8 protein-coding genes and 2 pseudogenes are annotated in these 13,384 nt (G+C 60.0%); all 10 read left to right on the top strand.

The window, feature by feature from the left end:
- Positions 1-97: 97 nt before the first annotated feature.
- The gene (locus ACZ5M5_RS27100; protein WP_060740446.1) at positions 98-1,528 is read left to right on the top strand and encodes an amino acid permease; all 1,431 of its coding nucleotides are present in this window, start codon (positions 98-100) and stop codon (positions 1,526-1,528) included.
- A gap of 59 nt (positions 1,529-1,587) precedes the next feature.
- Positions 1,588-2,472, top strand: a complete 885-nt coding sequence (locus tag ACZ5M5_RS27095) for a LysR substrate-binding domain-containing protein (protein WP_103311159.1) — start codon at positions 1,588-1,590, stop codon at positions 2,470-2,472.
- A 30-nt stretch (positions 2,473-2,502) separates the two neighbouring features.
- Complete coding sequence (gene thrC / locus ACZ5M5_RS27090) at positions 2,503-3,867, top strand: threonine synthase (protein ID WP_464738221.1); 1,365 nt, start codon at positions 2,503-2,505, stop codon at positions 3,865-3,867.
- Positions 3,868-3,878: 11 nt separating this feature from the next.
- A complete protein-coding gene (locus ACZ5M5_RS27085; protein ID WP_053125728.1) occupies positions 3,879-4,316 on the top strand; it encodes an Lrp/AsnC family transcriptional regulator in 438 nt (145 codons plus the stop codon).
- A gap of 1,434 nt (positions 4,317-5,750) precedes the next feature.
- Positions 5,751-6,809, top strand: a complete 1,059-nt coding sequence (locus ACZ5M5_RS27080; RefSeq protein WP_464738220.1) for a homoserine dehydrogenase — start codon at positions 5,751-5,753, stop codon at positions 6,807-6,809.
- Complete coding sequence (locus tag ACZ5M5_RS27075; RefSeq protein ID WP_464738219.1) at positions 6,806-8,218, top strand: aldehyde dehydrogenase family protein; 1,413 nt, start codon at positions 6,806-6,808, stop codon at positions 8,216-8,218. The genes ACZ5M5_RS27080 and ACZ5M5_RS27075 overlap by 4 nt, the downstream gene beginning before the upstream one ends.
- A 225-nt stretch (positions 8,219-8,443) precedes the next feature.
- Positions 8,444-9,448 carry a hypothetical protein gene (locus ACZ5M5_RS27070; RefSeq protein ID WP_464738218.1) on the top strand — a complete coding sequence of 335 codons (1,005 nt, stop codon included), beginning with the start codon at positions 8,444-8,446 and terminating at the stop codon, positions 9,446-9,448.
- 559 nt (positions 9,449-10,007) lie between these two features.
- A pseudogene (locus tag ACZ5M5_RS27065) lies at positions 10,008-11,281 on the top strand (glycoside hydrolase family 68 protein).
- Between the two features lie 595 nt (positions 11,282-11,876).
- Positions 11,877-12,236: a DUF6124 family protein gene (locus ACZ5M5_RS27060; RefSeq protein WP_464738217.1), complete on the top strand. Its 360-nt coding sequence runs from the start codon at positions 11,877-11,879 to the stop codon at positions 12,234-12,236.
- Between the two features lie 301 nt (positions 12,237-12,537).
- Positions 12,538-13,340, top strand: a pseudogene (locus tag ACZ5M5_RS27055) (IS5 family transposase).
- Positions 13,341-13,384 lie beyond the last annotated feature (44 nt).

The raw sequence follows: 13,384 nt of genomic DNA, 5'->3' as shown, positions 1-13,384 counted from the left end.
GGGCGTTCATGAATAGGAATAATAATAAAAGCTCAGTGGCGCTTGTCTTACTCGCGCAGAGGTAGAGGCGCGCCCTGACATTTCATGAGAAACAACCATGTCCATAACAGAACAACAAACTAATACGCGGACCGGCTTCAAGCAGGAAATGCAGACGCGCCATATCGTCATGTTGGCACTAGGCGGCGTCATTGGTACCGGGCTGTTCCTCACGTCCGGCTACACCGTCAACCAGGCCGGCCCCATGGGCGCGGTGATCGCCTACATCATCGGTGCGCTGATGGTCTACATGGTGATGATGTGCCTGGGGGAACTGGCGGTGCAGATGCCCGAAACCGGTTCGTTCAGCACCTACGCCACGCGTTTCCTCGGCCCCGGCACCGGTTACACCGTGGCCTGGTTGTATTGGCTGACGTGGACGGTGGCCATCGGTTCCGAGTTCACCGCTGCCGGTATCCTCATGTCGCGCTGGTTTCCCGACACGCCGGTGTGGATCTGGAGCGCGCTGTTCGCCGGCGTGGTGTTCCTCACCAACGTGGTCTCGGTGCGTTTGTTCGCCGAGACCGAGTTCTGGTTGTCGTTGATCAAAGTACTGACCGTGGTGGTGTTCCTGCTGATCGGCGGTGGCGCGATTCTCGGCCTGCTGAACATCGACCAGGCCCACAGTATCGGCTTGAGCAACTTCACCCGCGAAGGACTTTTTCCTACCGGCTTCATGCCCATTGCGATGACGCTGCTGGCGGTGTCCTTCGCTTTTTCCGGCACTGAACTGATCGGCATCGCCGCCGGCGAAACCAAGGACCCGCAACGCAATGTACCGCGGGCCATTCGCACCACCGTGCTGCGCCTGGCGGTGTTTTTCGTCGGGACCATTTTTGTCCTGGCGACACTGCTGCCCCGCGAGCAAGCCGGCCTGGTGGAGAGCCCCTTCGTCACGGTGTTCACCTACATCGGCATTCCGTACTCCGCCGACATCATGAACTTCGTGATCATCAGCGCCCTGTTGTCGGCGGCCAACTCCGGGTTGTACGCCGCCTCGCGGATGCTCTGGACCCTCAGCGACCAAGGCCACCTGCCCAAGCAATTCTCGGCCCTGACCCGCATGGGCACGCCGCTCAACGCAATCATCGTCAGCATGGCCGGCGGCGCCGCCTCGTTGCTCAGCAGCGTGTTCGCCGCCGACACCATCTACCTGGCGCTGGTGTCGATCTCCGGCCTGGCCGTGGTGGTGGTGTGGATGAGCATCGCCGCGAGCCAGATCGCGTTCCGTCGTCACTATGTGGCCAACGGCGGCGACATTCGCGACCTCAAGTTCCGCGTTCGCGGTTATCCGTGGGTGCCGCTGGGGGCGCTGGTGTGCTGCAGCCTGGCGTGTGTCGGGATCGCCTTCGACCCTGAACAGCGGGTGGCGCTGTACTTCGGCTTGCCGTTCATCGCCTGGTGTTACTTCGTGTATTACATTACCCGCAAAAGCCGCGAGCGACGCTTGTCGGTTGCCCTCGTGGCACAACCGTCGGACGCGTTCTAAGCCGCGTCGACGGGGCGGGCAAACGTGCCCGGTGCGAGGGGGTCAACGAGGTCCAGATCATGAAGCAAAAAACGTTGCCCCCGTTGAATTGGCTGCGGGCATTCGAAGTGTCGGCCCGCTGCCTGAACTTCACCCACGCCGCCGACGAATTGTTTTTGACCCAGGGCGCGGTCAGCCAGCAGATCCGCCAATTGGAAAGCCATCTGGGGGTGGCGCTGTTCAAGCGCTTGCCCCGGGGGCTGGGACTGACCGAGGAAGGCCAGGCGTACCTGCCGGTGGTGCAGGACGCGATCACGCGACTGGCAGTGGGCACCAACGAAATCTTTGGCCAGCACAAGCGCCGGCCAATCAAGGTGCGCGGCAGCCTGGCGTTTTTCGTGCACTGGCTGGCGCCGAAACTGGTGGATTTTCGCCAGGCTCATCCCCACGTCGACATCCGCTACATCAGCAACATCTGGGTCAAGGAACTGGACGGCGAAGACGACATGGAAATCCGCTGGGGCCACGGGCAGTGGCCCGGCCTGGTGTCGCAACGCCTGACCTGGGACACCTTGTTCCCGGTATGTTCACCGGCCTTGATGACGACGCTGAAGGTGCCGGCGGACGTGGCGAAGCATTCGTTGTTGCACGTGCTGGGCTACGAAGAGGGCTGGGGGTACTGGCTGAAAATGGTCGGTGTCGACAGCGTCGATTCCTCGACCGGCATGCAATTCGACACACTGGTCTGCACGTTACGCATGGCCGAACTGGGGCAGGGCATCGCTCTGGCGCGGTCGTCGATGGTCAGTGAGTTGCTGGACGATGGGCGCCTGGTCGAACCCTTCGCCCAGCGTATCGAAGCCAGCGAATCGTTTTACCTGGTGCGCAGTTCCGGGGCCGAGCAACACCCGGACGCGGCGCGGTTTTCCACCTGGCTGGTGGAGCAGGCGCATCGTTTCAAGTGAGCCGTTTCAAGTGAATATCCGGAGTTGACCATGCGCTATGTGAGTACCCGAAATTCAGCCGTGCAGGTCGATTTCGAAAAAGTTGTGCTGTCGGCCATCGCTGAGGATGGCGGCCTGTTCGTCCCTGTCGAGCTGCCGCAGTTCGAACCCCAGGACATCGCTAACTGGTCCACATTGGCCTACGACGAACTGGCCTATCGAGTGATGCGCCCGTTCGTGGGCGAGGCGATTCCCGAGGCCGACTTCAAGCGGGTGCTCAAGGAAGCGGGCAGCCAGTTCAGCCATCGTTCTTTGGCGCCGTTGCATCAGGTGGATCGCAACGAGTGGGTCCTGGAATTGTTCCATGGACCGACCCGTTCCTCGAAGGATTTTGCCGCGCAATTGCAAGCGCGACTGGTGCAGTACTTTTTGCGCAAACGCGGGCGTCGCGCCGTGGTGATCGGCGTCACCAACGGCGACACCGGCTTGGCCGCCATCGAGGCCTTCAAGCACTGTGACGAGACCGATGTGGTGGTGATTTATCCCGAGGCCGGAGTGCCGCAAGACCAGCTTCAAGACCTGCAAGCGACGGCGCATCCGCGGGTTCATCAAGTGGCCGTCGATGGCAGTTTCGATGAATGCCAGACCTTGGTCACTCAACTGTTCCGACAGCACGAGGCGATCAGTTTCAACTCCAGCAACTGGGTCAGCGTCATGGCGCAGTTGGTGTTTTATTTCCACGCGGTGCTGCAGTTGGGCGGCGGCCAGCGACCCATTGGCTTCAGCGTGCCGGCGGCGAGTTTTGCCGAGGTCTATGCCGGCTACATCGCGCAGAAGATGGGTTTGCCGATCACGCAGATGATCGTCGCCACCAACCAGAATGACGCGCTGCATCAGTTCTTTTTGAAGAACCACTACTCGCGATTGCGCGCCAGCAAGACCCTGTCGCCGGCCATGGATTTGTCGATCTTTTCCAACTTGGAACGGTTTCTCTGGGAGCTCTATGGGCACGATGATCAAGCGGTGAGCGCGCTGATGCACACCTTCGAAACCCGTGGCGAAATGACCATCGCCAACGAGTTCTGGCTACAGGCGCGGATGATCATCGACTCGTATGCGGTCAGCGATGAGCAGACGCTGGAGGAAATCACCTCGCTGTATCGCGACACCGGTTATGTCATCGACCCCCACACCGCCACCGGCGTGCTCGCGGCGCGCTTGTACCGCCGCAGCCTGGTGGCGCCGATGGTGACCTTGGGCGAGATCTCACCGGCCAAATCGGCGCAGTTGCTCGGTGAGTTGGGGATCACGATTACGGCGCAACAGCGTCCGATTTCCGAACATGGCCCGGCGCAGATTCATCGCATCCAGCCGGACGACCTCAGTGCCCTCCATCAACTGCTCGGCGCCCTATAACCGGAGGCCCCATGAAGCGAATCCTCGACCCTCTCGACGAACGCATCATCGCCGAACTGCGCCTCAACGCCCGCGCCGCCCACGCCGAGCTGGCGGCCAAGGTCAACCTCTCGCGCAACGCCGTACGCCAACGCATCGAACGCCTCGAACGCGACGGCGCGATCCAGGGCTATACAGTGCGCACCGGGGAGGGCGCGCAAGCGTCGTCGAACATCAACGCCGTGATCTTCGTCTACCGCTACGACCGCATGCGCGGCGCCGAGGTGTTGCAAGCGTTGCAGGCCATGCCGGAAGTGCTGCAGTGCGATGTGATGAGTGGCGAGTTTGACTTGATGCTGCGGGTGGGCGCGGCGAACCCGGAGCGGGTGCATAAAGTGTGGAAAGAGATCTCCGCGCTGCCCGGGGTAGAGAACACCGTGACGTCGTTTGTGTTGTCGTCGGTGGTCTAATGCCGCAGACGCCCAGCCACCACAACCCCGTGGCGAGGGAGCTTGCTCCCGCTGGGCTGCGAAGCAGCCCCAACCAGGCTGACCACAATCCACCTGACCCACCGCGCAGGCCAATTCCAGGGGGCCGCTGCGCAGCCCGGCGGGAGCAAGCTCCCTCGCCACAAGAGCGGCCGGCGGTGTGTCAGCCAAGCAGGTGAATTTCCTGACACCAATGGACCAGGCACCGAGCAAACCTGTGGGAGCGAGCTTGCTCGCGATAGCGGTACACCAGCCGCCACTGATGTACCTGACCTGGCCCCATCGCGAGCAAGCTCGCTCCCTCAGGGGAATGTGCCCAAACACTACCGTGGCGAGGGAGCTTGCTCCCGCTGGGCTGCGAAGCAGCCCCAACCAGGCTGACCACAATCCACCTGACCCACCGCGCAGGCCAATTCCAGGGGGCCGCTGCGCAGCCCAGCGGGAGCAAGCTCCCTCGCCACAAGAGCGGTCGGCGGTGTGTCAGCCAAGCAGGTGAATTTCCTAACACCAATGGACCAGGCACCGAGCAAACCTGTGGGAGCGAGCTTGCTCGCGATAGCGGTACACCAGCCACCACTGATGTACCTGACCTGGCCCCATCGCGAGCAAGCTCGCTCCCACAGGAGGACTGTGCCCAGCCACCACCGTGGTGAGGGAGCTTGCTCCCGCTGGGCTGCGAAGCAGCCCCAACCAGGCTGACCACAATCCACCAGACCCACCGCGCAGGCCAATTCCAGGGGGCCGCTGCGCAGCCCAGCGGGAGCAAGCTCCCTCGCCACAAGAGCGGCCGGCGGTGCGTCAGCCAAGCAGTTGCATGCCCCAACACCAATAGACCAAGCACTGAAAAAAACTGTGGGAGCGAGCTTGCTCGCGATAGCGGTACACCAGCCGCCACTGATGTACCTGACCTGGCCCCATCGCGAGCAAGCTCGCTCCCACAGGAGGAATGTGCCCAACCACTACCGTGGCGAGGGAGCTTGCTCCCGCTGGGCTGCGAAGCAGCCCCAACCCGGTTGACCGCAATCTACCTGACCCACCGCGCAGGCCAATTCCAGGGGGCCGCTGCGCAGCCCAGCGGGAGCAAGCTCCCTCGCCACAAGAGCGGCCGGCAGTGCGTCTGCCAAACAAGTGAATTTCCTGACACCAATGGACCAGGCACCGAGCAAACCTGTGGGAGCGAGCTTGCTCGCGATAGCGGTACACCAGCCACCACTGATGTACCTGACCTGGCCCCATCGCGAGCAAGCTCGCTCCCACAGAGGAATGTGTTCGGCCAGTGGAACAAGCAGGCTTACCGCTTTGCCCACCCCCTGGTCAAAACGCCCAAAAAATAGAGCAAATTGGCATATTTCACTGCCCACCCCCCCCCTAACCTAGATCCCAACAACCCACCCCCGGATCAAGGACATAACAAAAATGACTGAATACAAACTGGCGCTGGTCGGCTTCGGCGGTGTGAACCGGGCATTGGCTCAGCTGATTGCCGAGCGTAACGAAAGCTGGAAAACCGACCTCGGCTTCACCCTGAAAATCGTCGGCGTCACCGACCTGTTCCTCGGTTCGGTGATGGACCGCCACGGCCTCGACGCCGGGTCACTGGCCAGACTGCCAGCCACCCAAGGCGCCATGGCCCAACTCCCCGGCGGTACCATCGACGCCCTCAACGAAGCCGTGATCAAAGACTGCGGCGCCGACATCATCGCCGAAGCCACCTTCACCAACCCGGTGGACGGCGAGCCCGCCACTTCGTTCTGCCGCTGGGCCCTGGAGCGCGGTAAACACGTGGTCACCACCAACAAAGGCCCCATCGCCCTGCACGGCGCCGAACTCAAAGCCCTGGCCCAACGCAACAACGTCGCTTTCGAATACGAAGGCTCGGTCATGAGCGGCACCCCCGTCATTCGCCTCGCCAAGCAATCCCTCGCTGGCAGCTCGATCAGCGGTTTCGAGGGCATCCTCAACGGCACCTCCAACTTCGTCCTCACCTGCATGGAAGGCGGATTGGGATTTGCTGAAGCGGTCAAAAAAGCCCAGGAACTGGGCTACGCCGAAGCCGACCCCACCGCGGACGTCGAAGGCCATGACGTGCGCCTCAAAGTCGTGATCCTCGCCAACGAACTGCTGGACGCCAAGCTCACCGTCAACGACGTCACCTGCAGCGGCATCTCCGCCCTCAGCCTCGCCGACATCGAAAAAGCCCGCGAGGACGGCGTCCGCTGGAAACTCATCGGCGCCGCCATCCGCAACGCCGACGGCTCCATCAGCGCCAGCGTCGAACCGCGCCTGCTGAGCAACGACCACCCACTGGCCAGCGTCAGCGGCGCCACCAACGCCGTGTCGTTCACCTCGGAACTGCTCGGCGCCGTCACCGTCTCGGGCCCCGGCGCAGGCCGCACCGAAACCGCCTTCGCGCTGCTGTCGGACATCATCCACATCCACCAATCGGCAACCGGCAAACAGGAGCACAACCTGTGAACGTATCGCGCCTGGCCCTGGCGGTTGTCGAACCGCACATCGAAGTCCTCAACCCCTTTGACGGCAGCGTCGTCGGCACCGTCGCGGACCTCAAAGCCTCAGAAGTCCCACAACTGCTCGAGACCGGCCGCAACGGCGTCAAAGCCTGCGCCGCACTGCCGCGTCATCGCCGCGCAAGCATTCTCGAACATGCCGCACTGAACATCGAACGCGACGCCAAAGCCTTCGCCCGACTGATCGTCGACGAAGCCGGCAAGACCCTCAAACAGGCGGAAAAAGAAGTCAAACGCTGCGTCAACACCCTCAAGCTCTCCGCCGAAGAAGCCAAGCGCAACGCCGGCGAAATCGTGCCGTTCGACGCCTACGAAGGCGCCGAATCGCGCCAAGGCTGGTTCACCCGTGACCCCCTGGGCCTGATCGTCGCCATCACTCCCTACAACGACCCGCTGAACCTGGTGGCCCACAAACTCGGCCCCGCCATCGCCGGCGGCAATGCGGTGATCCTCAAACCGTCCGAACTGGCACCGTTGTCAGCCCTCAAACTGGTCTCTTACCTGGTCGCCGCCGGCCTGCCCGAAACCGTGGTCACCGTCGCCACTGGTGGCGCCGAACTCGGCAAAGCCCTGGTCGCCGCCCGTGACGTGCGCATGATCTCCTTCACCGGCGGCTTCGTCACCGGCGAACAAATCGCCCGCACCGCAGGCCTGAAAAAACTCGCCATGGACCTCGGCGGCAACGCCCCCGTCATCGTCATGGCCGACTGCAACCTCGACGCCGCCGTCGACAGCTGCATCTCCGGCGCCTTCTGGGCCGCCGGGCAAAACTGCATCGGCACCCAACGCCTGCTCATCCACGCACCGATCTACGCCGCCTTCCGAGAACGCTTCGTCCACCAGGCCCAAGCCCTCGTCGTCGGCAACCCACTGCTCGCCAACACCGACATCGGCCCGATGATCACCCACCAAGCCGCGCAAAACGCCGAACACGTGGTCAACGAAGCCCTGCAACAAGGCGCTACCTTACTCTGCGGCCACCGCCGCCAAGGCGCCTGCTACGCCGCGACCGTGTTGGAAAACGTCGACCATGCCAGCCGACTCTGGCGCAACGAGGTCTTCGCACCGGTGGTGGTGTTGCAGCCGTTCGAGACGTTTGATGAAGCCATTGCGCTGGCTAACGAACCTGATTACGCGCTTCATGCCGGGATTTTCACCAATGACCTGTCCACGGCTATGAGTGCCGCACGACGGATCGAGGCGGGAGGGGTGATGATCAACGACTCCTCCGATTTTCGTTTCGATGCGATGCCGTTCGGGGGCTCCAAGTACGGCAGTCTGGGCAGGGAAGGGGTGCGGTTTGCGTACGAGGAAATGACCCAGCCGAAGGTGGTTTGTTTGAATACGTTGGGTTGATGGGTCAGGTCGTTGGTATCGGGCAGGTTGGTCACCTGCCCGATTTTTTGCGGCATCCCAAAGAGCCTCGAGTCTTGCGCTTCACAAATGTTTTTCCGGGGCTGTCGGGCAAATCGTCCTGGCTCATCTAAGCTGAATTTTCCTGGAAAACGCGCCAAGTGCCTTCTCATACGAATGCGGCCAACCCGGCTTGCGGCACCGCTCAGCAGCCAGGCGGGAGGAAGGATGCCGAACGTACTGGTGGTGGTCTGGGACTTCGATACACGCCGATTAAGGGTCCCCGTCGAGAATAGTCTTCTCGGCATACAGCTTAGGATCGGGGCTTTGTTGTCCATGGCGAGAACGGCCTTCGCCAAACATGTCGATCAACATCAACTGAATTATTGCCTGGTCGTCGCCCCCGAGTATCTTTTCTCCAAGGACATGCCTGTCTCGTTTATGTCGGAGGAGGAAAAAGAAATCATCCGGGCAACATTGGCAGATATTTCAACGAGAAATCCGTGGCTGATACTGGTCCCTGGCACGACGCTCTGGTTCAAATCAATGTTGCGCCCGGAATCCAGGGCGCTGAAAAGGGAAACCGGGAAGTTGAAATCATGGGGACCGGCCAGAAATATCAACAAGGCAAAATATCGTGTGGAAATGGATGCGGTTGTGAATGAAATCCCGGCGCGGGACCGCATCAGTAAAGGGATCTATGGCCATCATGCAGCGACTACGAAGGAGGAGATCGCGAAAATCGAATCAAGAGGGGCGGAAGCCAGGGACGGAATCGTCAGAAATACCGGCTTCATCATTTGGAATGGAAAGGTCTTCTATCAGCATAAACGCTACCCCAATATCGGAAATGATGGGTTGGACGAACTGGCCGGGGCGCAGTTCTGGGCCGATAAGATATTCATGCCGGGCAGTTATCGGGAAGCCCCGGCTATCCATGGGCTGCAACTGGCTTTGGAAATATGCGCAGAACATTTCATTGGCGCGACGGTTTTGCATAAGAACAACGTCCTGGATTTCCATATCCTGGTCTCGGCCAGCATTGCTCTTGCTAAAGCTCGCGTGGGCGTAAAACACGGAGGATATGTGGTTCACGCTGATTCAGGCGGCAGTTCAGTCTACCGACGCGAAGGCAGGGACTTGGTTCTGCTCCAAGCCATCGATGAAACCGAAATAGGCTTGTTGGGTGTTGAAGCTGGTCGCGCCAGGAGTTTTGTTTGCGCGATTGCCTAGACCGAGCCTGACCTCGCCGAAAGAGCTGCGGCGGATGTGAAATCCAGATCCGCGCTTACCCCGGGTATTGAGTGACTGAGCCTTCGGAATCAACCCCATCAAAACAACTGACCCACCGCCATAACAAGCATTTCACCCCAGCCCTTGGGGGCAGTCCCCCTGTGGGAGCCCCCCCCCCGTGGGAGCCGAGCTTGCTCGCGATAGCGGCACACCAGTCAACATCAATACCTCAGACCCACCACCGCACAAGCCGCTCACCACGTCCCGCTTCCCTTCATGCCGCCGATGGCGACAAATCTAAACCCCCGTGTGGCTCCCCCACCGAGTAGCGTTCAAGCACCGAGTGTGCAGGCAACGTCGTCGATCTCTCCCCAAATTAACTTCTGCAAACGTTCAAGGCTGAAACGTATCAGCTACAAGAAAAAGCCAAAATATGCACAAATGCATTTTTCCCTTGACCCGCAAGGGTGCGTCTCTATAAGGTGATTTCACTGTATGCGCATCCAGTATTTCTCAAGCATCATTTATTTGAATCCATTCATGGACGAGGTATTACCTTATGAAAACCACCACTGAAAAATTCGGTGTAACCCCCATCAACCCAGCCTCTGGACCCGCGCTGATGCGTTGAAAGTCCGGGCGGACGATCCCACCACCACTCAGCCGCTGGTCCGCGCGGATTTCCCGGTATTGAGCAACGACGTGTTCATCTGGGACACCATGCCCCTGCGCGACTTGGACGGTAACGTGACGTCCGTCGATGGCTGGTCGGTGATCTTCACCCTGACGGCCGATCGTCATCCAAACGACCCGGCGTACCTTGATGAGGACGGCAACTACGACATCCTCCGCGATTGGAACGATCGTCACGGTCGGGCAAAGATGTACTACTGGTATTCTCGCACCGGCAAGAACTGGGAATTCGGTGGCCGTGTGATGGCCGAAGGCGTTTCGCCGACCGCTCGCGAATGGGCCGGCACGCCGATTCTGTTGAACGACCGAGGTGAAGTGGACCTGTATTACACCGCCGTCACGCCGGGCGCGACCATCGTCAAAGTGCGCGGTCGGGTCGTGACCACTGAACACGGTGTCAGCATGGTCGGCTTCGAGAAGGTCAAGCCGCTGTTCGAGGCCGACGGCAACATGTACCAGACCGAAGCCCAAAACGCCTTCTGGGGTTTCCGCGACCCATGGCCATTCCGCGACCCGAACGACGGCAAGCTGTACATGCTGTTCGAGGGTAACGTGGCCGGCGAGCGCGGTTCGCACAAAGTGGGCGAGGCCGAAATCGGCGATGTGCCGCCGGGTTATGAAGATGTCGGCAACTCGCGCTTCCAGACCGCCTGTGTTGGCATCGCCGTAGCCCGCGACGCAGACGGTGACGACTGGGAAATGTTGCCGCCCCTGCTGACCGCCGTGGGCGTCAACGATCAGACCGAACGCCCGCACTTCGTGTTCCAGGATGGCAAGTACTACCTGTTCACGATCAGCCACACCTTCACCTATGGCGACGGTGTGACCGGGCCGGACGGCGTGTACGGTTTTGTCGCGGACTCGCTGTTCGGCCCCTACGTGCCGCTCAACGGTTCCGGCCTGGTGCTGGGCAACCCGTCCTCCCAGCCATTCCAGACCTACTCGCACTACGTGATGCCAAACGGCCTGGTGACCTCCTTTATCGACAGCGTACCGACCGACGCAACCGGCACGCAGATTCGTGTGGGTGGCACCGAGGCCCCCACGGTGGGCATGAAAATAAAAGGGCAGCAGACGTTCGTGGTGGCCGAGTACGACTACGGGTACATCCCGCCGATGCTCGACGTTACGCTTAAGTAATAGCAACACAGGGTTTCAGGCAGCGGGTTTGAGGTCGATGACAAAACCGTTGTGGATATGATCGAGATATCCCGCCTGATTCATTGCGACGTTGCTCGCAAGCCCCATTGAACAACGAGTCGTCACCCTCTTCGCGACTGACTGCAAGGATGCAGCCAGTCGCGAATGCATTTCCCTGCGACGTATGTACACAAGCGCCTCTGTGGGAGCGAGCTTGCTCGCGATGGCGGTGCATCCGCAACATTCCAGGCAGCTGTTTATCGTGACTCCACGAGCCTAGCCAAGACCGACATCGCCTTGCGCCATTGCCTACAACTACGCCAGAATCCGCCGGCTTGTGCGCCTTTGGCCGCGTCGGTAGTTTTAATCCTGTCACTGAGCATCAGTGATCGGGTTTAGTCGCCCGTCTCAACCTAAGGCGTACCAAGTCCCGTCGGACAGGCTGTGCTGTTCCTGTATTGATGGTGGCTGTGCGCAGGGCGCCCCCGGGCGCGCCGGGATTCTTAGGTTCACCGGTCGACTAACCTGCGCACAGCTGCCGCCCCTTCGTTTAGTCGCGAGGTGGTTACAGCATCACTTACAGGAACCTAAGTCGATGGCAAAAATTACACCGAACCCTCCGACCGCAGATGAGCATGTATCTCGCGCTCAGTCTGCTCGTAACAACAAGCTTGATGACGCTGCCAACCGGGCGTTGGATTACTACCTGAAGCCTACGCCGAAGAGCGAAACGTCTCACAAACCCAACACTATCTTCCGTATCGCTCCGGATGTTGATTCGGAATGTCTGCTTGCCAATCTCAGTGAAAACCTAGCTTCGGCCAATGCCATGATCAATGATTTGGCGTTTGGTCTTGAGGGATCACGACGGCATTTTGCGTTGGGGATTTTGCAGGTGATTGAGGTGAGCGAGCTGTTGGCGAATCGGGCTTTGGATATTGTTGAGGTGAGGTAACAAGGGGCCGCGCTTACCCCGGGTATGAAAAAAAGGTCTTGCATGGCAAGGCCTTTTTTCATGGTGCTTTATAGCTCAGCCGTCATTGCCATGTAGATCAGCAGGGCCAACCCCACCCCAGTCAGTGCAATCCAGAAGCAGTTGGCGGCCGTTATTCTGGAATTTGCTGACCTAGCGGAGCATTTTCCAGATGGTTGATTGCTGATTGGGCTCTGTAAGAAATACTGAGAAACCCAATCGTCGCCCCTCGACCGCGGAGATTTTGTAGAGTTCCCCGCGATCAATGGGAAGGAATTCTGCGATGGCAAAGCGTTACGAACTCTCGGACGAGACCTGGGATGCGGTCTCCGATCTTGTCATCGAACCCCATGTCAGGGGCGGCCTCGCTTGAACGACCGACTGATGCTTGATGGCGTGCTCTGGGTACTCTGCTCCGGGGCAGCGTGGCGAGATATGCCAGACCGCTTCGGCCCATGGTCAACGGTGTATCAACGGTTTCGGGGCTGGCGAAACCAGGGAACGCTCGATCAGATGCTCAAGCGTTGCACCTGAAGCTTGAATGAGCAAGGTTTGATTGATTTTCAGGCTTGGATGATTGACTCAATAGCTGTACGCGCAACCCGAGCCTCGTCAGGCGCCGGGAAAAAAGGGGGCATGACGAGCCTTCCGATCACGCTCTAGTCCGTAGCCGTTGCGTTTCCTTCTTTCTGGCGGTCAAGCCAGTGATATCAGCTACGCACAACCACTGCTGAATGATGTCAGTATTCCATCAAGTCACCGTGGTAGCTCGCGCAAACGTTGCAAATGGTTGCTCGCTGACAAGGCTATGATGCCGAAGTACGGCGCCATTACTGCGACCAGTATCGAGTGTAACCCGTGATCCCGATGCGTTCGATAACGTACAAACCCAAGCCGGGCTTGCCAAGACTGTTTGATCGCCACAAATATCGACAGCGCAACATCATCGAACGCATGTTTGGGTGGCTGAAGGAGAACCGCCGAATCGTTACGCGCTTCGACAAGCTCGCGAAAAGTTACGCCGCTATGGTTTCACTGGTGTGTTCCATGCGATGTTTGCGACACCTCTTTTCATACAGAGCCTAGCCCTCTAGCGTGCAGCCCCAATCTAGTGTCCCTGCTGCGGATGC

Source organism: Pseudomonas sp. Van50, assembly GCF_055390755.1.
The sequence above is the reverse complement of the archived record's forward strand: the minus strand, read 5'-3'. Positions and strand labels throughout refer to the sequence as shown.

What these genes read in the sequence shown, in the direction of transcription:
- ACZ5M5_RS27085 (WP_053125728.1), top strand. Translation starts at nt 3,879, where the DNA reads ATGAAGCGAATCCTCGACCCTCTCGACGAACGCATCATCGCCGAACTG.
- ACZ5M5_RS27060 (WP_464738217.1), top strand. Translation starts at nt 11,877, where the DNA reads ATGGCAAAAATTACACCGAACCCTCCGACCGCAGATGAGCATGTATCT.
- ACZ5M5_RS27095 (WP_103311159.1), top strand. Translation starts at nt 1,588, where the DNA reads ATGAAGCAAAAAACGTTGCCCCCGTTGAATTGGCTGCGGGCATTCGAA.
- thrC (WP_464738221.1), top strand. Translation starts at nt 2,503, where the DNA reads ATGCGCTATGTGAGTACCCGAAATTCAGCCGTGCAGGTCGATTTCGAA.
- ACZ5M5_RS27070 (WP_464738218.1), top strand. Translation starts at nt 8,444, where the DNA reads ATGCCGAACGTACTGGTGGTGGTCTGGGACTTCGATACACGCCGATTA.
- ACZ5M5_RS27080 (WP_464738220.1), top strand. Translation starts at nt 5,751, where the DNA reads ATGACTGAATACAAACTGGCGCTGGTCGGCTTCGGCGGTGTGAACCGG.
- ACZ5M5_RS27100 (WP_060740446.1), top strand. Translation starts at nt 98, where the DNA reads ATGTCCATAACAGAACAACAAACTAATACGCGGACCGGCTTCAAGCAG.